19 protein-coding genes are annotated in these 21013 nt (G+C 65.2%); 4 read left to right on the top strand and 15 right to left on the bottom strand.

From position 1 onward, the window contains the following. Window positions 1-36: 36 nt before the first annotated feature. The 10 genes from atzF to flgB all read right to left on the bottom strand — a co-directional run bounded on the left by atzF (window position 37) and on the right by flgB (window position 9891). Window positions 37-1419 carry an allophanate hydrolase gene (gene atzF, locus FXV83_RS24765; protein ID WP_148742101.1) on the bottom strand — a complete coding sequence of 461 codons (1383 nt, stop codon included), beginning with the start codon at window positions 1417-1419 and terminating at the stop codon, window positions 37-39. A 294-nt stretch (window positions 1420-1713) separates the two neighbouring features. Beyond that, window positions 1714-2403, bottom strand: coding sequence for a lectin (locus FXV83_RS24760; protein ID WP_148742099.1), 690 nt, complete (start codon window positions 2401-2403; stop codon window positions 1714-1716). 140 nt (window positions 2404-2543) lie between these two features. Next, window positions 2544-3539, bottom strand: a complete 996-nt coding sequence (locus FXV83_RS24755) for a Tim44 domain-containing protein (protein ID WP_148742097.1) — start codon at window positions 3537-3539, stop codon at window positions 2544-2546. 171 nt (window positions 3540-3710) lie between these two features. Next, window positions 3711-6287 (bottom strand): cell cycle histidine kinase CckA, encoded by a 2577-nt coding sequence (gene cckA / locus FXV83_RS24750; RefSeq protein WP_148742094.1) that lies wholly within the window; start codon window positions 6285-6287, stop codon window positions 3711-3713. A gap of 154 nt (window positions 6288-6441) precedes the next feature. Continuing rightward, window positions 6442-7521: a flagellar biosynthesis protein FlhB gene (flhB, locus tag FXV83_RS24745; RefSeq protein WP_148742092.1), complete on the bottom strand. Its 1080-nt coding sequence runs from the start codon at window positions 7519-7521 to the stop codon at window positions 6442-6444. A gap of 10 nt (window positions 7522-7531) precedes the next feature. After that, window positions 7532-8302, bottom strand: a complete 771-nt coding sequence (fliR, locus tag FXV83_RS24740; RefSeq protein WP_148742090.1) for a flagellar biosynthetic protein FliR — start codon at window positions 8300-8302, stop codon at window positions 7532-7534. Between the two features lie 17 nt (window positions 8303-8319). Beyond that, a complete protein-coding gene (gene fliQ, locus FXV83_RS24735; protein WP_148742088.1) occupies window positions 8320-8583 on the bottom strand; it encodes a flagellar biosynthesis protein FliQ in 264 nt (87 codons plus the stop codon). 139 nt (window positions 8584-8722) lie between these two features. Continuing rightward, complete coding sequence (gene fliE, locus FXV83_RS24730; protein WP_027575945.1) at window positions 8723-9031, bottom strand: flagellar hook-basal body complex protein FliE; 309 nt, start codon at window positions 9029-9031, stop codon at window positions 8723-8725. 17 nt (window positions 9032-9048) lie between these two features. After that, window positions 9049-9474 carry a flagellar basal body rod protein FlgC gene (gene flgC, locus FXV83_RS24725; protein WP_148742086.1) on the bottom strand — a complete coding sequence of 142 codons (426 nt, stop codon included), beginning with the start codon at window positions 9472-9474 and terminating at the stop codon, window positions 9049-9051. A 12-nt stretch (window positions 9475-9486) separates the two neighbouring features. Then, window positions 9487-9891, bottom strand: a complete 405-nt coding sequence (flgB, locus tag FXV83_RS24720; RefSeq protein ID WP_148742084.1) for a flagellar basal body rod protein FlgB — start codon at window positions 9889-9891, stop codon at window positions 9487-9489. A gap of 347 nt (window positions 9892-10238) precedes the next feature. Between flgB and FXV83_RS24715 the strand changes: the two genes are divergently transcribed. Both FXV83_RS24715 and fliP read left to right on the top strand, forming a co-directional pair. Continuing rightward, window positions 10239-11213 (top strand): flagellar biosynthetic protein FliO, encoded by a 975-nt coding sequence (locus FXV83_RS24715; RefSeq protein WP_148742082.1) that lies wholly within the window; start codon window positions 10239-10241, stop codon window positions 11211-11213. Next, window positions 11210-11965 (top strand): flagellar type III secretion system pore protein FliP, encoded by a 756-nt coding sequence (gene fliP / locus FXV83_RS24710; protein WP_148742079.1) that lies wholly within the window; start codon window positions 11210-11212, stop codon window positions 11963-11965. The genes FXV83_RS24715 and fliP overlap by 4 nt, the downstream gene beginning before the upstream one ends. 204 nt (window positions 11966-12169) lie before the next feature. Here the strand turns inward: fliP and FXV83_RS24705 are convergent, their stop codons facing one another. From FXV83_RS24705 to fliL, 5 genes are all read right to left on the bottom strand, one after another. Beyond that, window positions 12170-15931, bottom strand: coding sequence for a tetratricopeptide repeat protein (locus FXV83_RS24705; RefSeq protein ID WP_148742077.1), 3762 nt, complete (start codon window positions 15929-15931; stop codon window positions 12170-12172). A 102-nt stretch (window positions 15932-16033) separates the two neighbouring features. Continuing rightward, window positions 16034-16795: a MotE family protein gene (locus tag FXV83_RS24700; protein WP_148742075.1), complete on the bottom strand. Its 762-nt coding sequence runs from the start codon at window positions 16793-16795 to the stop codon at window positions 16034-16036. Window positions 16796-16804: 9 nt separating this feature from the next. Next, window positions 16805-17251 (bottom strand): DUF6468 domain-containing protein, encoded by a 447-nt coding sequence (locus FXV83_RS24695; RefSeq protein WP_148742074.1) that lies wholly within the window; start codon window positions 17249-17251, stop codon window positions 16805-16807. Next, complete coding sequence (fliM, locus tag FXV83_RS24690; protein WP_148742071.1) at window positions 17248-18450, bottom strand: flagellar motor switch protein FliM; 1203 nt, start codon at window positions 18448-18450, stop codon at window positions 17248-17250. Before fliM ends, FXV83_RS24695 begins: the two co-directional genes overlap by 4 nt. Before the next feature lie 19 nt (window positions 18451-18469). Next, window positions 18470-18973, bottom strand: a complete 504-nt coding sequence (gene fliL, locus FXV83_RS24685) for a flagellar basal body-associated protein FliL (RefSeq protein WP_148742069.1) — start codon at window positions 18971-18973, stop codon at window positions 18470-18472. A 385-nt stretch (window positions 18974-19358) separates the two neighbouring features. On the opposite strand from fliL, the gene flgF reads away from it, so the two are divergent. Both flgF and flgG read left to right on the top strand, forming a co-directional pair. Continuing rightward, window positions 19359-20120 (top strand): flagellar basal-body rod protein FlgF, encoded by a 762-nt coding sequence (flgF, locus tag FXV83_RS24680; RefSeq protein ID WP_148742067.1) that lies wholly within the window; start codon window positions 19359-19361, stop codon window positions 20118-20120. Window positions 20121-20136: 16 nt separating this feature from the next. Then, window positions 20137-20925 carry a flagellar basal-body rod protein FlgG gene (gene flgG, locus FXV83_RS24675; RefSeq protein WP_148742065.1) on the top strand — a complete coding sequence of 263 codons (789 nt, stop codon included), beginning with the start codon at window positions 20137-20139 and terminating at the stop codon, window positions 20923-20925. Window positions 20926-21013 lie beyond the last annotated feature (88 nt).

The following is a 21013-nucleotide window of genomic DNA, read 5'->3' as shown; positions in this document are numbered from 1 at the left end:
TAGCCATCGAACATCACGCTCAGCTGTCGATCGCGCTCATGCGCGGGATTTCAGCTCGAACGCCGCGCCGCTGCACTTGCCTTCGATCTGGCGCGCCAGGCCGATCAGTGCTCGGTCCTGCCAGGCCGGCGCCAGCAGGGTCACGCCCATCGGCATACCGTTTGACAACGTCGCGTTCGGAATCGCCACGCCGCACAGATCAAGCAGATTGGCGAAATAGGAGTAGTAACCAAGGCGATTGTTGAGGGTGATCGGATCGCGATGCATCTCCTCGAGCGTGAACGGCCGTGGCGCCGTCGGGACCATCAGCACGTCGATGCCGGCAAAGATCTTCTCCGCGTCCCGGCGCAGCCGATAGAGTGTGTGGATGGCACCAAACGCATCGACTGCCGAATAGCCGAGCGCCGATTTCAGCACGGCGCCCGTGACCTCGAGCAAGGGGGGAGCTTCGATTTCCATGAGCGAGGCGATGGCCGAACGGCGCTCGGAAACCCAGGGACCATTGAACATCAACTCGCCCGTTTCGCGGAACGGGGCAAAGTCAATCTCGATCGGCGTTCCGCCGGCTTGCGAAAGACGCTCGCAAGCACGCTCGTACAGCTCACCGCATTCGGGCATGCCGAAGCATTCGACATGAGCCGCGGCAATGCGGCCGAACCGGAACCACGGCCCGACCTTGCCGCCGGACAAACCTTTGGGCAAACGGCTGTAGGGATCCTCGGGATCGAACCCCTCGATGACGTCGAGGACCGCCTCGCCGTCGGTGATGGTATTGCAGAACACCGAAACGCAATCGAGCGTCGGGCAGTTCGGCACCAGGCCGCGCGACGACACCAGCCCCACCGTTGGCTTGATCCCGACGATACCATTGAAGCCGGCAGGAATGCGGCCGGAGCCGCCGGTATCGGTGCCGAGCGCGAAGGCGACATGCCCGGCCGCCACAGCAACCGCCGAGCCGGAACTGGAGCCGCCCGAGACGTAGCGCGCATCTGCAACTGACGCGCAGGAGCCGTAGGGTGAGCGCGCTCCGGAGAGTCCCGTGGCAAATTGATCGAGATTGGTCTTGCCAAGGCAGATGGCTCCGGCCGCTACGAGACGCTCGACGCTGCGCGCGGAATGCCAGGGCGTGTAGCTGAAGGCCGGACACCCCGCGGTGGTCGGCATTCCCGCGACGTCTATGTTGTCCTTGACGCCAAAAGAAATGCCGAGCAACGGCAGGCTCTCGCCGGCTCGCGCGCGCGCCATGAACCTGCGGCACTCCTCACGTGCTTCATCCCTTGGACGCACATGGATCCAGCAGTTGCGGTCACGTTCGGCCTCGATCCGGTCATAGGCCACATCGATCGCCTCCAGCGGCGACATGGAATTTTTCGCAGTGACTTCGTGGCGTGTCCCGGAGCGCGCAATGGACTGGCTCACTGAGTATCTCCCTATCGGCCGGCGTGATCGAGATTGCGGGAGGGCTGCTTATGCAACAAGCAATTAAGTGCCTTGCCCAAACGCGAGGCGTCACCAAGGGCGAGCGCACACGCTCGGCGAACACCTTCCGTGAGAAATGAAATCGTGAGAAATGAAAATGGCACCGTGGGCTAAATTGCGGCGCCATGAATCTCGGGCCAGTAGTAGAGCTCGTATTTCATGGAAACAGTCCGTGATTGCGTTGCGGCAAGCACGCAACCACGAACGCCATGACGGCGGAGAGAGTTCCGCGCCTCAATTCGACGCGAAGCAATACAGCAGCCCATCGCCGCCCGTGCTCTTCAAGTCGGCCTGCGAGCAGCCGCCATCGGGGCCGCGCGAGAGATGCGAGCTGTTCCAGGATTTCGACGGCTCGTCGTCGCGCAGGCCCTTCTGGTCGGCATGGCCGACCACCGCGGCACCTTGCGTGCTGGACGACCAGTTCTTGCAGGTCTTGTCCTCGCCGGCGGCGAACGCAGTGCCATCGGGTTGCGTTCCCGTGAGGATGTCGTGCCGATTCGGTGTATCGCCGATTCCGTTGTTGACCTCGCCCTTCTCGCTCAGCGCCGTTTGCTTTGTGAGGTTGTTGGCGGGGCCATGCAGGTCGGCAACATCCTTGGCAATGATCGCGCCCTTGGCATTCTGCCACGGCCCCTTGCCGATGCGATCGCGCGCGTTGACGGCCGGCTTGCCGTCGGCGGCCTGGGTCGAGAGATAGGCGCGCCAGCTCTTGGCGCCGGCGCCGGCGGCCTGGGCGAGCTTCTGGCAATGCGCATCGGCCCCTTCCAGGCCGCCGAGATCGGCTCCCTTGCCGGGGCCGCTCGAGGTCACGAAGAAGGTCATGTCGGCCGACTGCGCCTGCGCGGATGGCGCCGCAAGCAAGGCAAAGGCGGCCGCGGCAAAAACAAGAGCTTGGGATTTCACGGATCCGTCGAAACGATGCATCTCTTCCTCCGATTGTGTTTTGTCGTTGGCTGCCTGACTTGAACCCAAGGCATGCCCTGTTATTCCGTGATACGAGGCGCGCACAACAAAAAGGGCGCCGTGCCGAAGCACGACGCCCTCATTTGTTACGTCACGTGCGATCAATTGGTCTGCTGGATCGCCGACAGTTCCCAGCCGGCGCCCGGCCGTCGGGCAAACGTCCAGACTTCGGTGGCTTCGCCCGGTTGTTCGCTGCCCGCGACGAGCGCACCGGTGTTGCGGTCGACCGTCTTGTCGGTGAGCGCGAAGCGGAGTGCCACCGTCGCATACTCGGTTTCGCCTTCGCGCCAGGCCTCCGCAAGGTCACCCTGCAACAGCTTGACGTTGGTCACCTTGTTGACAGCGTTGCGCGCGCGGTTCTGGGCGAGGTCCTGCTCGAAATAGGACACCATCTCCGGCGTCGCGAGCGTATGCAGCTTGGCCACGTCCTCGTTCGACCAGGCGGCCTGGACATCGCCAAGCAGGCGCTCGAACGCCTCATAGTCGTCCGGCTTGATCTCGAGCGGCGCGTTGTTGGCGCCGAAGCCGAAACCGCCAAGACCGCTGCGATAGTTCGTCTGCGGTCCCGGAGCGGCACCGGCACTGGCATCCGCATTGGCGTAAGCCGCCTGCGGCGTGTGGCGGCGCTGCCACCACGACATCGCCAGCCGCACCACGACCACCACCAGCACGATCTGGATGATCAGGCCCAGGATCGAGGACAGGCCGCCGAGGCCGCCGAACAGGCCGCCGCCGAACAGCATGCCCAGAAGGCCTGCGCCAAGGAAGCCGGCGGCGAGACCGCCCAGGAAGCCGCCGCCGCGGCCGAACAGGCCGCCGCGCGCGGGCGCGGCTGCGGCCGAGTTCATGCCTGCGCCCGGCTGAGTGTAGGTGCGATTGAACTGCGACGTCGAGCCCGGCGCGGTCGTGGTCGACGGCGGGGCCGAGTAGGTCCGCGAGCCGCGCGAACCCGACGACATGCCGCCACCGACGCGGGCGTCGGCTGACGAGATTACCAGCGCAGTCGGCAGCCCGAGCGCCAGTACGACGGCAATCGTCTTGAAGAGACCGCGGCTACGTTGCGAGAAATTCATGTGCTTTTCCCAAATCCCCGGCATGGGGACGTGCCCCTAAGATGGTCAGCCTTCCCGAAAAGGGAAGCCGGTTTCGGAACTTATGGCTGCGGCCCTCAGTCGCGGGGATGTGGCAAAAGCCCATATTTGTCGAGGGTTTGGCGGGAAAGCGCGCCGAATTGTGGTCGCCCGTTACCGGCGGGTTGACGGAGGCGGCTATCCCGCCTTCACCATCGTCTCCTTCACCGCCGCCACGAGCTGGCTGAGCGTGAACGGCTTTGGCAGGAAGTCGAACTGCTGCCCTTCGGGCAGGCTCTTCTCGAAGGCGTCCTCGGCATAGCCGGAGACGAAGATGAACTTGATCTCCGGGTTCTTTTCTCGCATCGCCTTCAAAAGCGTCGGCCCGTCCATCTCCGGCATCACGACGTCGGAGACGACGAGATCGATCCCACCGCTGTGCTCCTCGAGCACCTCCATGGCCTCGACGCCGTTTTCGGCCTCGACCACGGTGTAGCCGCGCGAGCGCAGGCCGCGCGCGTTGAGTGCGCGCAGGCCCTCTTCGTCCTCGACCAGGAGGATGGTGCCTTGTCCGGTGAGATCGGTGCGCGGCTTGGCCTCCGCCGCGGGTGTGGCTTCCCTCGCGCCATTGAGCGAGCCAACCGCCGCGGGCTGCTCGAGCTGCGCGTCCGGCTCGGCATGGTGCCGCGGCAGGAAGATGTTGAACGAGGTGCCCTGCCCCGGCTCGGAATCGACATAGATGAAGCCGCCGGTCTGCTTGACGATGCCGTAGACGGTGGAAAGCCCGAGACCGGTGCCCTTGCCCACTTCCTTGGTCGAGAAGAACGGCTCGAAAATCTTGTCGCGGATGTCGGCGGGAATGCCGGTACCGGTGTCGGCGACCTCGATGCGGACATAATCCGCGGCCGGCATGCCCTTGTAGGCGAGCTTGGCCGCTTGTTCCGCGGAGACGTTGGCGGTGCGGATGATCAGCTTGCCGCCGTCCGGCATCGCATCGCGCGCGTTGACCGCGAGATTGACGATCACCTGCTCGAACTGGGAGACGTCGACCTTGACCGGCCAGAGGTCGCGGCCGTGGATGGTCTCCTGCTTGACCTTCTCGCCGATCAGCCGCCGCAGCAGCATGGCAAGGTCGCTCAGCGCATCGCCGAGATCGAGCACCTGCGGCCGAAGGGTCTGCCGCCGCGAGAACGCGAGCAGCTGCCGCACCAGCGTCGCGGCGCGCGTCGCGTTCTGCTTGATCTGCATGATGTCCTGGAACGACGGATCGGTCGGCTTGTGCGCGTTCAGCAGGAAGTCGTTCGCCATCATGATGGCGGACAGCACGTTGTTGAAGTCGTGGGCGATGCCGCCGGCGAGCTGGCCGACGGTCTCCATCTTCTGCGACTGGTTGATCTGGTTCTCCAGCGCGCGCCGCTCGGTGGTTTCGAGCATGTGGACGATGGCGGCTTCAGCATCGTGCTCGGCCTCGTCGACCGGCGTGACGAAGAACTGCCCCCAGCGCTCCTTCGTGCCCTCGAGCGCCACCTCGACCGGCGCAACGTCGCCGCGGCCTTCGGCGGCCTGGTTGATGGCCGCGATCAGCAGGTGCCGGTCGCGCGAATTGACCGCGCGGAAGATCGATTTGCTGGCGCTGTCGAGCCCGAGGGCCTGCCCGAGCTTGGCGTAACGCGCATTGGCACGCACGACGTTGCCGGCGCGGTCGACGGTCGCAATTGCCATCGGCGTGTGGTCGAAGAAGCGCATGAAGCGCACTTCGGCGGCGCGGTCGGGATCGCTGCGCTCGTCGCGGGCGCGGCTGATGACCAGCGTGCGCGACGGTCCCGGCGCGCTGTCGGCGCCGAAGGCGAGTTTGTGATAGAGCCGCACCGGCATGGTCTTGCCGGTGCGCATACGCAGGTCGATGTCGAAGACTTCCGTCTTCACCTCGCCCGGCACCGCCACGATCGAGGTGAGCAGCGAAGTACCATCGCCGGAGACGATATCGGTCAGCTTGAGGCCGCCGGAGCCAATCTCGGCGAGGTCGTAGTCAAGCCAGTTCGCGAGCGTCGCGTTGACATAGACGAGCTCGCCGGCCGGATTGACCGAGAAGAAGCCGCAGGGCGCGTGATCGAGATATTCGATCGCGTGCTGGAGTTCCTGGAACACGTCCTCCTGGCGCTCGCGGTCGCGGGTGATGTCGGCGATCGACCACACCGCGTATTTCGCTTCGCGCTTGCCGGTGCCGAGCGGGCGCACCCGCATGCGCAGCCAGCGCCCCTGGCTGCCGTCATGGCCGGAAATGCGCACCTCTTCCTGCTGGCGTTTGCCCTCACGCGCGGCTTTCAGCAGGCGGAATACCGCCTCGGAGACGTCGGGATTGCCGATGAAGACGCGCTCGACCGGGCGCACCTCCTGCGGGCCGGTGGCGCCGGTCAGGGTCAGATAGGCGGCGTTGGAATAGACGACGTGGCCGCGCGGATCGGTCACCGCCAGCCCATCAAAGGCGTGGTCGGCGATCCGCCCCATCACGGGATCGTCGAGATTGCGGTCGACGAAGCGGATGATGCCCGCAGCAAAGGCGAACAGGTTGAACAGGCCGACCATCGCCAGCACGGCGAGGATGCCGAGAATGTAGGGCTGCGCCTGCGCACGCCCGAGCGTCATCAGCCCGACGGCGACGGCGACGAGGCCGGCGGCCACCAGCAGCACAAGCGCGATGCTGCCCGAGCGCGGCGACGGTTCGTGCGCCGCAACGGGCTCTCGCGTGAGGTCGTGGTCGGTCTCGGCAGTCATATCAAGCTTGCGCAGCCTGTCGGCAGAGAATCAACGCGCTACGGGGCGCGCCGGGTCCTCCCTGCCTGAATCGGACCCGCAGGCGCAAGGGCAGCAAGGGCGAAAGGTACGCTGATTCCCAGATTACAGCCATTTCCGGTATTTTTCGGGAGCTTTATTGCCGTCCGGCGCCGAATCCGCGCTTCAGCCGCATGACGTAGCCGATGACTTCGGCGACCGCATGGTAATGCTCGGTGGGGATTTCCTCGTCGATCTCGACGGTGGCGTAGAGTGCGCGGGCCAGTGGCACGTTCTCGACGATGGGGATGTCGTGCTCGCGCGCGATCTCCCGGATCTTGAAGGCGAGATTGTCGACGCCCTTGGCGACGCAGATCGGCGCCTGCATGCCGCGCTCGTAGGACAGCGCCACCGAATAGTGGGTCGGGTTGGTGATGATCACAGAGGCCTTGGGAACCGCCGCCATCATGCGCTTCTTGGCGCGCTGCTGACGCAGTTGCCTGATCTTGCCCTTGATGTGGGGGTCGCCCTCGGACTGCTTGTACTCTTCCTTGATCTCCTGAAGCGACATCTTCTGCCGCTGGAACCAGCTTCGGTACTGGAAGAAATAGTCGGCAATGGCCACGATCGCGAGCGCCGCGACCACCGCGCCGAGCAGGTGGATGGTCATGCTGGTCGTCGCGCCGAGCATGGCTGCGGGATCGAGCTTGACCATCGCCTCCATCCGGTGCCGCTCCGGCCATAGGATCACGGTCATGACCACGCCGACCGCGACCAGCTTGCCGATACCCTTCAGAAAGTTCGCCGCCGCCTGCTTGCCGAAGATGCGCTTGAAGCCGGCGCCGGGCGAGATCTTGCTGAACTTGGGCTTCAGGGATTCGGCCGACCACACCAGGCGATGCTGAAGCATGTTGCCGGCAATCGCCGCCAGCGCCAGCATCAGCAGCGGTACGCCGAGCGCCGCGAGCAAGGCGACTTCGAGCTGCTGCATCAGCGCAAGCAGAGCTTTTCCGTCGGTCTTGATCATCCAGGAATTGGCGAGCAGACCGCGCATTGGCGTCACCAGCCCGCTGCCGATCGAGCCCGAGAAGGTCGAGACCACGAGCGTGCCGCCCGCGATCACGAACCAGGTGTTGATCTCCTGGCTCTTGGCGACGTCGCCGCGTTCGAGCGCATCGTCCAGGCGCTTTTGCGTCGGGTCTTCTGTTTGACTCTCGGGATCGTTGTCTTCAGCCATCGATCCCTCGTTACCTGAGCGGCATCATCTGGTGCATGACACCGATGAAGTAATCGAGATACGTGCCCATCATCGCCGAGATCACCACGCCGAGCACAAGAAAGCCCACGAAGATCGACAGCGGCACGCCGACGAAATAGACCTGCATCTGCGGCATCAGCCGCGCCAGCACGCCGAGCCCGATGTTGAAGACGAGGCCAAACACCAAGAACGGGCCCGAAAGCTGCAAGCCGAGCCGGAACGCCGCGGCGAACGCGCGCGTCGCGAGCGAGGCGACGTCGCCACTCGACACGGTCTCGCCCGGCGAGAAGATCGCATAGCTGTCGTTGAGCGCCGCGATCACCAGGTGATGGCTGTCGGTCGCGAACAGCAGCGTCACGCCAAGCATGGTCAGGAAATTGCCGACCAGCACACCCTGCTGGCCCTGGGTCGGATCGACCGAAGTCACGAATCCCAGACCCATCTGCTGCGCGATCACGGCACCGGCGACCTGAAGTGCCGACAGCGTCACGCGCGCGGTCGCTCCCAGCACGATGCCGATGGCGATCTCATGCAGCATCAGCACCAGCAGCGGAGCGATCGAGCCCATGTCGACGTGATAGGCGTTGCGGTGCAGGGGCAGGATGATGAGCGTGAGCAGCAGCGCGATCGACAGCTTGATCCGCGTCGGGATGTTGGACTCGCCCAGCCCCGGCAACAGCATCACCATCGCGCCGACCCGGGCGAAAGCGAGCATGAAGGCCGCGGCGAGCGCCGGCAGCAGCGAGACGTCGATGCGCATAGCGCCCGCATTCTGCCTCAGCCGCCGACGATTCGCGATGATATCCGCAGCATGTGGGAATGGAGAGCGTCGGCCATGAACGGCAGCGCCAGCAGCATGGTGGCGAAAATGGCCAGGATCTTCGGCACGTAGATCAGCGTCTGCTCCTGGATCTGCGTCAGCGCCTGGAACAGCGACACGATGACGCCGACCACGAGCCCCACCACCATCAGCGGCGATGACACGATCACGATGGTCCAGATCGCATCGCGCGCGACGTCGAGGGTTTCAGGTCCGGTCATTTTGATTTTCTCTCTGTGAATTGCTTGTCGTCATTCCGGGGCTCGCGAAGCGAGAACCCGGAATCCATTCAGCGGCATCGTCGGTAGCACCATGGGTTCCGGGCTCGCGACTTCGTCGCGCCCCGGAATGACGGATCCATCAGATCGGCATCTTCATGATGTCTTCATAGGCCGCGATGACGCGGTCGCGGACCGACACCAGCGTCGACACGGCGACGTCGGTGTCTGCGACCGCCGTCACCACGTCCATCACGTTGGCCTTGCCGGCGGCCATCGCCACCGTCTGCGCGTCGGACTTGCGGCCGGACTCCATGACGCTGCCGACGGCGTCTTTGAGGAGCGAAGCAAAGGACTGCCCGGTCGCCTCGCTGCCCTTGCCAGCGCCGCTGTTTTCCAGCACGCGGGCGAGATTGGCATAGGCATTGGCTGCGATTGTCGGTGATGCCATGGCTTAAGGTGTCCCGTTCAGGATTTGAGGATGTCGAGCGTGCGCTGGATCATCCGGCGCGTCGCACTGATGATGTTGATGTTGGCCTCGTAGGACCGCTGCGCATCGCGCATGTCGGTCATCTCGACCACCGAGTTCACGTTGGGATATTTGACGTTGCCGGTGGCATCCGCCGCCGGATTATTCGGCTCGTACTTGACGCGGAAGTTGGACTGGTCGGGCCGGATCTTGCCGAGGGTGACGACCTGCGCGTCGAGCGTACGGTCGAGCGCGGAGGAGAAGGTCGGCACCTTGCGGCGGTAGGGATCGCCGCCGGCAGCCTGCGACGTCGAATCCGCGTTCGCGATATTCTCCGAGATCACCCGCATGCGCCCGGCCTGCGCGCGCAGGCCGGAGGTCGCGATCGCCATCGAGCGGGCAAAGTCGCTGCTGTCATTCGTCATGGTTTTCCTCCTCTAGCCCTTGCCGATCGCGGTCTTGAGCAGATGCAGGCTCTTCGAGTACAGCGAGGTCGCCGCCGCATAGTCCATCTGGTTGCTGGAGGACTTCATCATCTCCTCCTCGAGATTGACGGCGTTGCCCGCGGGGCGGGTCTCGAAGCCCGCATTCTTGTTCTGATCAAAGCCCGAGGGCGAGCCGGATGGCGTCATGTGGGAGCCGCTGGTACGGGCGAGTGCCAGGGGGCCCATCGAGCCGGTGACCGCGCCGCTCTTATCGAACTTCGGCTCGACCAGATCGCGCGGCCGGAAATTGGGCGTATCGGAGTTGGAGACGTTCTCGGACAGGACGCGCTGGCGTTCCTGGTGCCATTGCATCTTGGTGCGAAGCGCCGACAGCACCGGGAGGTCGTTGGTGGACATCGTTGCGGCTCCTTCCGCCCCCGGACCTGTGTCCGAAGCTAGGCAGAATTTGCCGCGTGTATGGTTAACAGGTGGTTAAAGGTGGCGCAGGCACATGTCCCCTGCCGGGACAAGTCTTTGCGCCCCCGTGATTCTATGGTCCGAAAAGCGGTATTAACCCAACCGTTTGGCGGTGCGTGCACAGGCCAAGAAGTCGTTTTGGATCGGGCGATTCATAGGTTATTAAGAGTTGGGGACGGTAAAACCTGCCGTGGGACATTAAGAGATCGCAGTTTGGGGCATCGCGCGCCAGTGGTCGGCGCAGCTGACCACGGGCACAAGAAAAGCGCCATTTGTCGGGGACAAGTATGCAAGGCAGCCCTATCACCTTCATCGTCGCGTTCATCGTCGTTCTGGCGTTGATCGGCGTCGCTGCATGGCTGGTTCGCCGATTCGCCAGCAGCCGGCTCGGTGCCAACACCCAGCGCGGCAGGATGCCCCGGCTCGCCGTGATCGATGCCGCCGCAGTCGATGGCCGCCGGCGCCTGGTGCTGGTCCGGCGCGACAATGTCGAGCATCTCCTGATGATCGGTGGCCCGACCGACATCGTCGTCGAACCGAACATCGTGCGCGCCGCGCCCGGCCGCGACCAGCTGCCGCAGCGTTCCAACGCCGCCGAACCGCCGCGTCTTGCGCCCATGCCGGACACCAGCGGCTGGGCCGACGAAGCGCCGCGACCCGAACTGCTCGATCATCCCGAGCCGCAAATGCCGGAACCGCCGCCGCGGCCCTCGCGGCCGTCATTTGCCGACGAAGTGCGCCGGCCAGCGCCCGCTCTGGCCGAGCGCCGCAGCGATCCCCTCGCCGGCTTTACGCCCGAGCCGATCTCACCGCGCCCGGAACGCGGCGAGCCGCGTCCCGAGCCGGCGCCGCCGCGCGTTGCCCGCGGCGAACCACCCTTGATGCCGCGTCCGCCGCGCCAGAGCGAGCCGGTGAAGGTGCCGCCGGTGCGCGCCGAGCGCGCGGCCGCGCCGCCGCCTCCGCCGATCCCCCAGGCTCCGCCTGTTCCGCGGCCGGACACGGCCCCTGTGGCGCCCTCGAGCGCCGAACAGAATCTGGCCGAAATGGCGCAGCGGCTCGAAGCCGCGCTGCGCCGTCCGGCCGGCGAGACGGTCGCGCCTCCGGTTGCGCCCGAGCCGCCGGCACCTTCGCCGCGCGCAGCACGCGCCGAACCGCCCGCCGCACCGGCCGCGCCAGCGAAACCGGCCACGGAAAAGACCAGCTTCGAGAACCTGGAGGACGAGATGGCCTCGCTGCTCGGCCGTCCAAAGCCACCTTCGTGAGGCTGCCGGCCCTCCCGCGTAGAGTTCTTGTTCTTTCTGTCCTGATCGGCGCGGCTTCGCTCGCAAGCTCTGCGCATGCGCAGGACATCAGCATCAATCTCGGCGGCGGCCAGGGCGGCGGCGTCACCGAGCGCGCGATCCAGCTCATCGCGCTGCTCACGGTGCTGTCGATCGCGCCGTCGATCCTGATCATGATGACGTCGTTCACGCGCATCGTGGTCGTGCTGTCGCTGTTGCGCACGGCGATGGGCACCGCGACTGCGCCGCCGAACTCGGTGATCATCGCGCTGGCGATGTTCCTCACCTTTTTCGTGATGGGCCCCGTGCTGCAAAAATCCTACGACGACGGCATTCGTCCGCTCGTCGCCAACCAGCTCGGCGTCGAGGACGCGCTCCAGCGCGCCTCGGTGCCTCTGCGCGGCTTCATGCAGAAGAACGTGCGCGAGAAAGACCTGAAGCTGTTCCTGGATCTCTCGGGCGAGCCGCCGCCGGCCACGCCTGACGAGCTCGGCCTGCGCATCCTCGTCCCCGCCTTCATGATTTCCGAGCTGAAGCGCGCCTTCGAGATCGGCTTCCTCCTGTTCCTGCCGTTTCTGATCATCGACCTCGTCGTCGCCTCCGTGCTGATGTCGATGGGCATGATGATGCTGCCGCCCGCGACGATCTCGCTGCCGTTCAAGCTGATCTTCTTCGTGCTGGTCGACGGCTGGTCGCTGGTAGCGGGGAGTCTGGTGCAGAGCTACGGGGGGTGAGCCGACGCCTCGGGGACGACGTCACCGACGCATCCCCTCAGTCCCCAACGATAACCTTCGGCCTCTCCCCGTCATTGCGAGGAGCCCTTGCGACGAAGCAATCCAGACTGCCCCCGCGGAAAGACTCTGGATTGCTTCGCTCCGCTCGCAATGACGGAGAATGCGGAGCTGTCTCGGGCTGCGCTTCGCGCTGCGGCAGACACCCTACCGCATCATCTTGATCTGCCGCACGGCGGGGATCTTCGGCAGCGAGCCGGTGTGCTCGGCTTCGTCCTTGGCCTGCGGGGCCGCCGGTGCGCGGGCGGTGGCGTCAGGGAAGCGCTGCTTCATCTCGCGCAGGAATCCGTCGAGCGTGTCGACGCTGGCAGCCAACTTGGCGATCTCGGCAAATTCGGCGCTAGAGGCTCCGGCCGGCTTGCTCGCGATGTCGAAGGCGAGCCGGTCGGCGCTCTCGCTCATCAGCGGCGCATATTTCTCGCGGAAGCGCGACAGGCCGATCGAGTCGTCGGCCAGCGCATAGCCGACGGCGGCGCGGATGATGTCGCTCTTCTCCACCGAATTGAGCGGCTTGAAGTCGCGGAAGCGCTCGCCGTAATAGAGCTCGATCTGCTCGGCGGATTCGCGCCAGCGCCGCGCCGCCCAGAAGATATCGGAGCGCAGGCGCAGCACCTCGCGTCCCGAGACGTTGGAGACGATGTCGAGCGCGAGGTCATGGCGGCCGACATCACTCTGCGCACGGGCTTCCAGCAGCAGGCGCTGCTGCCGCAGCTCGCCCGACAGATCGCTGATGCGGCTCGCGCGCAGCGCCGAAATCGCCATGTCGGGCTTGCGGTTGGCAAGATAGATCATGGAAAGGCGCGCGGCGACCTGCGCGCGCGCAGCGCCTTCGAGGCGGTGGTCGACCTGGTATTGCAACAGCTCGGCAGCCTGGTCGAGCAGATCGATCGAGGCCAGACGGTCGGCCAGGCGGCGGATCAGTTCGTCGCCGCGCCGGCCGATCGGCGTCAGCTCGCGGAACTCGTAGAACATTCCGAGCGCCTCGATCGGCGGCAACTCGTCGCCTTTCGGCCCGAGGAATATCTGTGTGAACAGGTCGGAGGCGAGATCCTGCGCCAGGCGCGAGGCCTCGGCATTCGGTTGAAGCTTGGTCGCCGTGCGTGCCGCGGTGAGCGCGTCACGGTAGCGCCCGTTCTCGGAGTACATCCGCGACAGCAGCTGGAGCGTCTTGACCTCGATCGCGTCGCCGCGCCAGGTCATCGACAGCGTCTCGAGCTCGCGCAGCGCCTCTTCCTTGCTGATCTCGTCGCGCTTCTGCCGCAGTGCGACTTCGAGCTGCTTGGCCTCTGCCGCGGCCTGACGGTCGTCCGAGGCAACCGCGATCTTGTAGTCGTCGAGCGCATCCTTGTCGTGACCGAGCGCCTCGGCGAGCCGGCCGCGCAGCACGGCAAAGGCGGGCGCCGTCTCGGGTGGCACGCCGACCACCTCGATCTCGCCGCGGCGCTTCGAGGCACCGGCATAGTCCTTGACCTCGAGCGAGGCGCGCATCGCATCCATCGTCACGATCCGCTGGATGTCCAGCGGCAGCGAGGCGATGGCGAATTCGACGTTCTTGAATTTTTCGCGCGCATCGGCCCATTTGCCCTGGCGTGCATAGGCGAGCGCCTTCCAGAGCTGGGAGTCATGGCTGTTGCCGATCACGGGATTGGCGAGGTCCTTCAGGCCCTGCGCCGGCCGGCCGATCAGGATGCTTGCGATCGCATGCATGATCAGCGCGCCGCTCTCCTCCTTGTTGAGGGGATCGCTCAGCATCAGGTCGGTGACGGCCTTGGCCTCGTGATACATGGCGCGCGACATGTAGAACTGCGCGAGGTCGAGCCGCGACAGCGAGCGCATCGCCGGTTCGACGGCCGCGATCGCCGCGATCAGATCGCCCTGGCGCGTGATGAAGTTCTCCGACTGGCCCTTGCGCCAATTTTCGGGACTGAAGATCGGCCGTACCGCGGTCGGCGCCCGCTCGGCGGAGATGTCGACCGGCGACAGCGTCAACCCGCCCCTCTTGCCGAGAATGACCTTGTCGGCCCCGACCTCGACCCCGATCTCGTCGGAATTCGGCCGGATCGCAATGCCGTGCGCGGATTCCAGCAGCGAGAGGTCGACAAGGTCCTGGCGCTTGATGAAGCCGCGGACCGGCCGCTGCGCGGTGACGACATAGAGCGTGTCGCCGGCGTCGGGATCGGTCAGCTTGTGCAGGAGGCCCGGATTGGCAAAGGGAATGGCGATGTTGGCGAGCGCAGGATCGGTGATGTTGCGTGACATCATCAGCGGCAGCGGCGTCGCCTGGATCTTGTCGGCGAGCGTCAGCAGCCAGTTCGTCTCCTTGCCGACCTCCTCGGTCGACAGCGAGTAGACCAGCGGCCGGGTGAGGCGAATGCGAACGGCCTGCCCTTTGTCGAGCGGCATGCGGCTGACCTCGCCGATCATCGCGCCGCCCCTGGCGCGGATCGGCTCGACATCGATCGGCTTTGGCGTATCGAACACCAGCCAGATCGTATCGCCGCGGCGGAATGCCGCCGCGGGGGTCGCGACCTGAAGCGGGAACGTCACGCGCAGACCGTCGCTGTCGCGGCGCGCATCGACGCTGGCCGCGGCGGGCTGCGGCGCGGCCGGAGGTTCGGCAGCCTTGGTCGTTTCCTTGGTCGTTTCCTTGGTCGTTTCCTTGGTCGCTTCGTTGATCGTGTCCTTGGCCGGCTCCTTCACGACCTCCTTGGGCGCCTCGACGACCGCAGGCGCTGCCGGCTTGACGGGCGCAACCGCAGTTTCCGTGACGGGCGCCGCAGGCTTGGGCGCTTCGGCGGCGTGCACAGCTTCGGGCACGGCCGCAACAGGTGCCGGTGCTGGTTTCGGAGCGTCGGCAGGCGGCGCTGCAGCGGGGGGTTCCGGCTTCACGTCGGGCTTGACGTCGATTTTGGCTTCGCGCGCGATCGTCTCGGACGTCGGCGGGATGATCTCGCGATGGGCGTCCTTCTTCTCGGCCGCCGGCTTTTCAGCAGCTGGTCCGTGACCGGCCGGCTTGGCCTGCGCGATCGCCGCCTCGGGCGTCGCGGCAACCTTGCCCTTGTCCGGCTGGAAGGCGATGTCGACGACGTAATTCTTCTCGTCGCGGAAGGAGTGCACGTCGGAATCGCCGATCAGCGATATCTCGACCGCAGTCTGGTCAATGTCGGCCCGCTGCTTGATCGAGGCCACGTTCGGCGGCGCCGCCACGATCGCATCGGCAAGATCGAAATTGAGGTTGGCGTTGAAGGCCAGCGTGAGCTTCTGTTCGTTGAGCACGGAGGAGACCCCGACGCCGTCGGGCATTTCGAACACGAAACGCACGAAGGTCGGTTGCACCGAGGCGCGCACGCGGATCGTCGGACGTTTTTTGCTCTCGGCGGCAGCACGCTGGGCACGCAGCGCGCGCTCGGCGACACGAGCCCGTTCGGCGAGCTCCTTGACGACGTCCATGGGCAGGCTCGGCGGTGGTCCCTTCCAGCCCTCTGGCAGGAGGTCGATGAAGGTGCGCTCGCCCGCATTCATGGTGTTGACAGTGACACGCCGTGCCAGCGACAGCCGGATCGCACTACCGTCGGGGTCGCGCCGGGCGGAATTGACGTAGTCGGGCGCGCCCTCCGGAACGCGGTCGACGGGAACGTCGACGGGGCGATCGAAGCGGATGATGAGGATCGAGCCCGCGGTCGTCACCTCGGAGGGAACATCCTCGCCGAGCTTGATCACGAGACGGGCAAAGCCGCCGCCGGCCGCGAAAGTCGCCTCGCCCCGGATCGGGTCGGCAGCACGGGCAGCCGTGCTGAGGCCGATCAGAAGGCAGGCCGCCAGCACGGGCGCCTTGCGGACATGGCGCGACAGTCCTCGCGCCATGGCGCGGGCTCGCGACAACAATCCAGCGGCAGCCTCTCGCGCCATTGGCGGCAATTCTTCCGGTTCGACCGTCCATGCCGGCACTGCCGCCGGCCCGTGCCGTCGACTGTAGATTTTGGCAATTAAGGACTTCTTAAGTATGAGCCCTCAATTCGGCTTTTGCGTCGGCTTGCCATCGATCTTCGGGAGGTCTCCGGCGGAGGCGGACTGGTCTCCGCCGCCATTGGCACGCCGTGCCATCTCGACCGTCAGCCGCTCGGCGGCTTCGGACGACATCAGGCCGAGGATGTCCGACATCTTTCGCGGGGCGACTTGCGAGGCGATCTCGATCAGCACGCCCATCTCCAGCCGGTCGAACACCCGCGCAGCGTCCTTGGGCTTCATGCCCTCATACATGGTCACGAGGCCCTTCATGCGCTGGGCCTCGGCGGCCTTCTGCTCGGCCTGGGTGGTGGAGATGCGGGATTCAACCGCCTTCATCTCCTCGACCTTGTTCTCGATGCGCTTCTCGGCCGACTTCAACAGGCTCTCGCGGATGTCGATCTCGCGCTGGCGGGCCTCGATCTCCTGGCGGCGCGACTGCAGCCGCTCCAGGATCGCGCGCTCCGAGGCCGAGACCTGCGGTTGGGCCTCCTCGACCTTGACCACGGTGCCCTCGGGCTTGGTCTCGGGCGCGGCCGGCTTGGGCGCCTCCTTCGGCGCGCCATGCGTCGATCCCGTGATGTCGGGGTCTTCCCGCCCGGTCGGGAAATTCAGGTTCTCCTCCGCCCACGACTTCTTCGTCGGATTCGGCTTGTAGTCGAAGACATAGCCGCCGTTGATCGCGAGGCCCGCGACCTTCAACGTGGCGAGACCTGCGACCGCAACCAGGACGACGGGAATGACGCGGATGTTACGAAAGGACTTCATACCTGGACTTTATGCAGCCAGACCGCTGGACCTTCGGCGCTCGGAGAATGCTTCGGCCGCAGCCGCCACCGCCTTCGCCGCCGAGGGCCTAGCCGCTGGCGCAGCAGCTGGTTCCGGACTCGTGACCGGTCGCGCAGCGATCGCGATCTTGGAGAGGCGCCGCACCACGTGGTCGGCTTCCCCCAGCTGCTTGTAGAGCTGGTCTGACATCTGGGTGGCGGCGGCGAGCTGGCTGCCGAGATTCTCGTTGACGTCGCGCACGGCGAGCTTCAGCCCGCCGATCGCGCGCTCGGCGATCTCGGTCGCGGTGATCAGCTCGGCGATGACCGCCTTCAGCGAATGCTCGTCCGCCTTCAGCCGCGTCAGCCGCTTGTTGAGCAGGATACAGTAGCCGATAGTGAGCATCAGCAGGATAGCCACCAGCGTCTCGATCGCCATTCCCAGGGAGTGGTTCATGGGGCCTCCATCATCTTGTTCTGCTCGTCCACTTTCTCGAACATCGCAAGTGTCGTACTTGGCTTGCGCAGGGGTTTCGTCACCCGTATCGCGACGCGGTCGCCGACCCGGCCCATGCGTCCTTCGGTAAGGGTGACGTCGCCGCAGCGCACGGTGACGTTGGCATCCGCGCGCATCTCGAGAGGCAGCGTGTCGCCGACCTTCAGCCGCATCAGCTGCTTGAGCGGAATGTCGGCCTCGTAGAGCACGGCGTCGACGGAGATCTCGGCCTGCCCGATCTCGGTGGCGAAATGGCCTTCCCAGATCTGATCGCGGCCGAACTTCTCGCCCATGAACATCTGGAGCAGAACGCCCCGGATCGGCTCGATGGTCGCATAAGGCAACAGGAGTTCGATGTTGCCGCCGCGGTCTTCCATGTCGATGCGCAGGCGCACCAGGATTGCGGCGTTGGCGGGACGGCTGATCGCGGCGAAACGCGGATTGGTCTCGAGCCGGTCGATCGTGAACGTCACCGGCGACAGCGGCCGGAACGCCTGTTCGGCGTCGGCCAGGACCACCTCGACAAGGCGCTTGACCAACTCAGTCTCGATCGTGGTGTAGGGCCGGCCCTCGATGCGAAGCTGGCTGGTGCCGCGGCGCCCGCCCAGCAGCACGTCGATCATCGAGTAGATCAGGTTGGAATCGACCGTCGCCATGCCGAAGTTTTCCCACTCCTCGGCCTTGAAGACGGTGAGGACGGCCGGCAGCGGGATCGAGTTCATGTAGTCGCCGAAGCGCACCGAGGTGATGCGATCGAGCGAGACTTCGACGTTGTCGGAGGTGAAATTGCGCAGGCTGGTCGTCATCAGCCGCACCAGGCGGTCGAAGACAATTTCGAGCATCGGCAGACGCTCGTAGGAGACCATCGCCGAATCGATGATCGCGCGAATGCCGGAATGATCGTCGAGGGTGACGTCGCCGACGGTGAAACCGAGGAGATTGTCGATCTCCTCCTGCGACAGCACGCGCTCGCCGGAGTTCTTGCCGCTGCCGAGATCGCGGCTGCCGTCCTCGACCATGGCCGCCCATTGCAGGGCCATGGTCTCGGATAATTCATTCTCGGAAGCAGCCTTCGCGGCCTCAGCGGGATCCTCGGAATCAAGCGAGGCCTCCCATTGGGCGGCAATTGCATCCTGGTCGACCTGGTCATTGCCCGCCATGATCCCTAGTCCGCCCTGTTCACTGGATCACGACTTCCTTGAACAGCACCGCGCTGACCTGGATCGGCGCGACCGCGGCATTGACGCGCTTGGTCAACTCTTCCTTGAGGCGGAAGACGCCCGCGGAGCCGTTGAGGTCGGATGGGCGCAGTTCCCGCACATAGGTCTGGAAGATGTCGGTAACGCGCGGCATCGTCGGCTTGATCGCCTCGATCTGCTTCTCTTCCTTCAGCTCCAGCACGATCTTCAGCCGCAGATATTGCACGCGCTCCCCGGGCGTGCCGGCGAGGTTGACCATGATGTCGGGTACGTCGACGAAAGCCGGCGGCTTCGGCGGCGGCGCCGCCTCGGCATGATGCTCGTCGTCGCCGTGACGAAAGAAGAAGAACCAGGTCGCCGCACCGCCGCCAAGGATGGCGAGCAGGCCCATGGCCATGATGATGAGCTTGAGCTTGTTCTTCGGCGCAGCGGCTTCCGCGCCTTCGGTGGCTGCGCCGCCTTCCGCTTCATTATTCTCTGCCATGGTTGCCGGGCTCGCTCATCTCTAAGTCGGGTCGAAAGAGCGAAGCCCCCTGGCAGACAATGACGCGATACGAATGCCCCAGCGCAACGCGCCCCTCTTGCACGCAAACGCTACGGTAATAATGGTTAACGGAATCTTTCGATTGGGCCTCAGCTAGGAAAATTCTGCCGGGCAAACATGGTCAACAGACCCTTTCTGCCGCCCCTCGTCGCCCGCGATAAACAGCCAAGTATTTGTAATAACGATATTTTCCGAGTTGGCACGGCTTTCGCTGAGAAGGGAGCGAGACCCAACGGTTTGGGAGAACCTGACGGTCTCGTTCACGGGGTTGCCAAGGCGCTTGGGAGAGCGACGCGGCGGGCCCCACTCAGGGGAGATTGATCCGATGCAGAACGCGCTTCTGATCGGCTTGTCACGGCAGATGACGTTGGAACGGCAGATGGATGTCATCGCCAACAACGTCGCCAATGCCAATACCAACGGCTTCAAGGCCGACCATTCGTTGTTCGAGGAGTACCTCAACTCCAACGCACGCGAGGACAATTTCGTCGGCTCCGACCGCCGCGTCTCCTATGTGCAGGATCGCGGCACCTTTCGCGACGTCGGCCAGGGGCCGATGGAGCCGACCAATAATCCGCTCGACATGGCCATCGACGGCAACGCCTATTTCGCGGTGCAGGCCAATGGCGGCGAGCGCTACACCCGCGACGGCAAATTCTCGCTCAACAGCACCGGCCAGCTCGTCACCTCCGACGGCAACCTCGTGCTCGGCACCGGCGGCCCGATCACGTTCCAGCCGACCGATCACGACATCAACGTCGCCCCGGACGGCACCGTCACGGTGCTGGAAGGCACGGCAAAGACCGACTCGATCCGCGGCAAGATCCGCATGGCCTCGTTCGACGATCCGGCCAAGCTGACCAAGCTCGGCGCCAATCTCTACGACGTCGGCTCCGCGACCCCGCAGGCAGACGCCAAGTCGAACGTGCGCCAGGGCTACATCGAGAAGTCGAACGTGAACTCGGTCGGCGAGATGAGCCGCATGGTCGAGGTGATGCGCAGCTACACCTCCATCGCCAACCTGCTCCAGCAGCAGAGCGACATGCACAAGTCGGCGATCGAGAAGCTCGCCGACGTTCCGGCCTGATTAGGGGAGAACTGACATGCAGGCGCTTCACACCGCAGCGACCGGAATGGCGGCACAGGAACTCAACGTTCAGGTGATCTCCAACAACATCGCCAACCTGCGCACCACCGGCTTCAAGAAGCAGACGGCGGCGTTCCAGGACCTGATCTACGAGCACGTGCGCCGCGTCGGCGCGCAGGCCTCGGACCAAGGCACCATCGTGCCTGTCGGCGTCGACATCGGCGGCGGCGTCAAGACCGTCGGCACGCCGCGCAGCATGACGCAGGGCACGCTGTCGCAGACCGGCAACGACCTCGACCTCGCGATCTCAGGCGAAGGCTTCTTCAAGATCCTGATGCCCGACGGCACCTTCCAGTACACCCGCGACGGCACCTTCCAGATGGACAATCAGGGCCGCATCGTCACCGCGCAGGGCAACCCGGTACAGCCGACCATCACCATCCCGAACAACGCCTCCGGCCTCACGGTCAACGAGCAGGGCCAGGTCTCGGTGACGCTGCCGGGTTCGTCGACCTCGGCCGTCCAGGGCCAGATCGGTGTGACCCGTTTCATCAACAAGGCGGGCCTTCAGCCCGTCGGCAACAACCAATTCACCGAGACGCCCTCCTCCGGCCCGCCGCAGGACGGCACCGCGAACGCCGAAGGCTACGGCAAGCTCACGCAGGGCAGCCTGGAGCAGGCCAATGTCGACGTCGTCTCGGAGATGAGTGACCTGATCGCGGCCCAGCGCGCCTACGAGATGAACGCCAAAGTCATCAGCGCCGCCGACCAGATGATGCAATCGACCACGGCGCTGTTCCGCTGAGGTGATGACGATGATTCGTAAGATCGCAGCCACAATGTACACTCGGCTCTCTCCCCCCTTGTGGGGGAGAGTTGGAGAGGGGGGTAGC

Origin of the sequence: Bradyrhizobium hipponense, assembly GCF_008123965.1 — a bacterium.
Classification (GTDB): Bacteria; Pseudomonadota; Alphaproteobacteria; order Rhizobiales; family Xanthobacteraceae; genus Bradyrhizobium; species Bradyrhizobium hipponense.
Note: the sequence above shows the minus strand (reverse complement) of the source record. Positions and strands in the feature narration are given on the sequence as shown.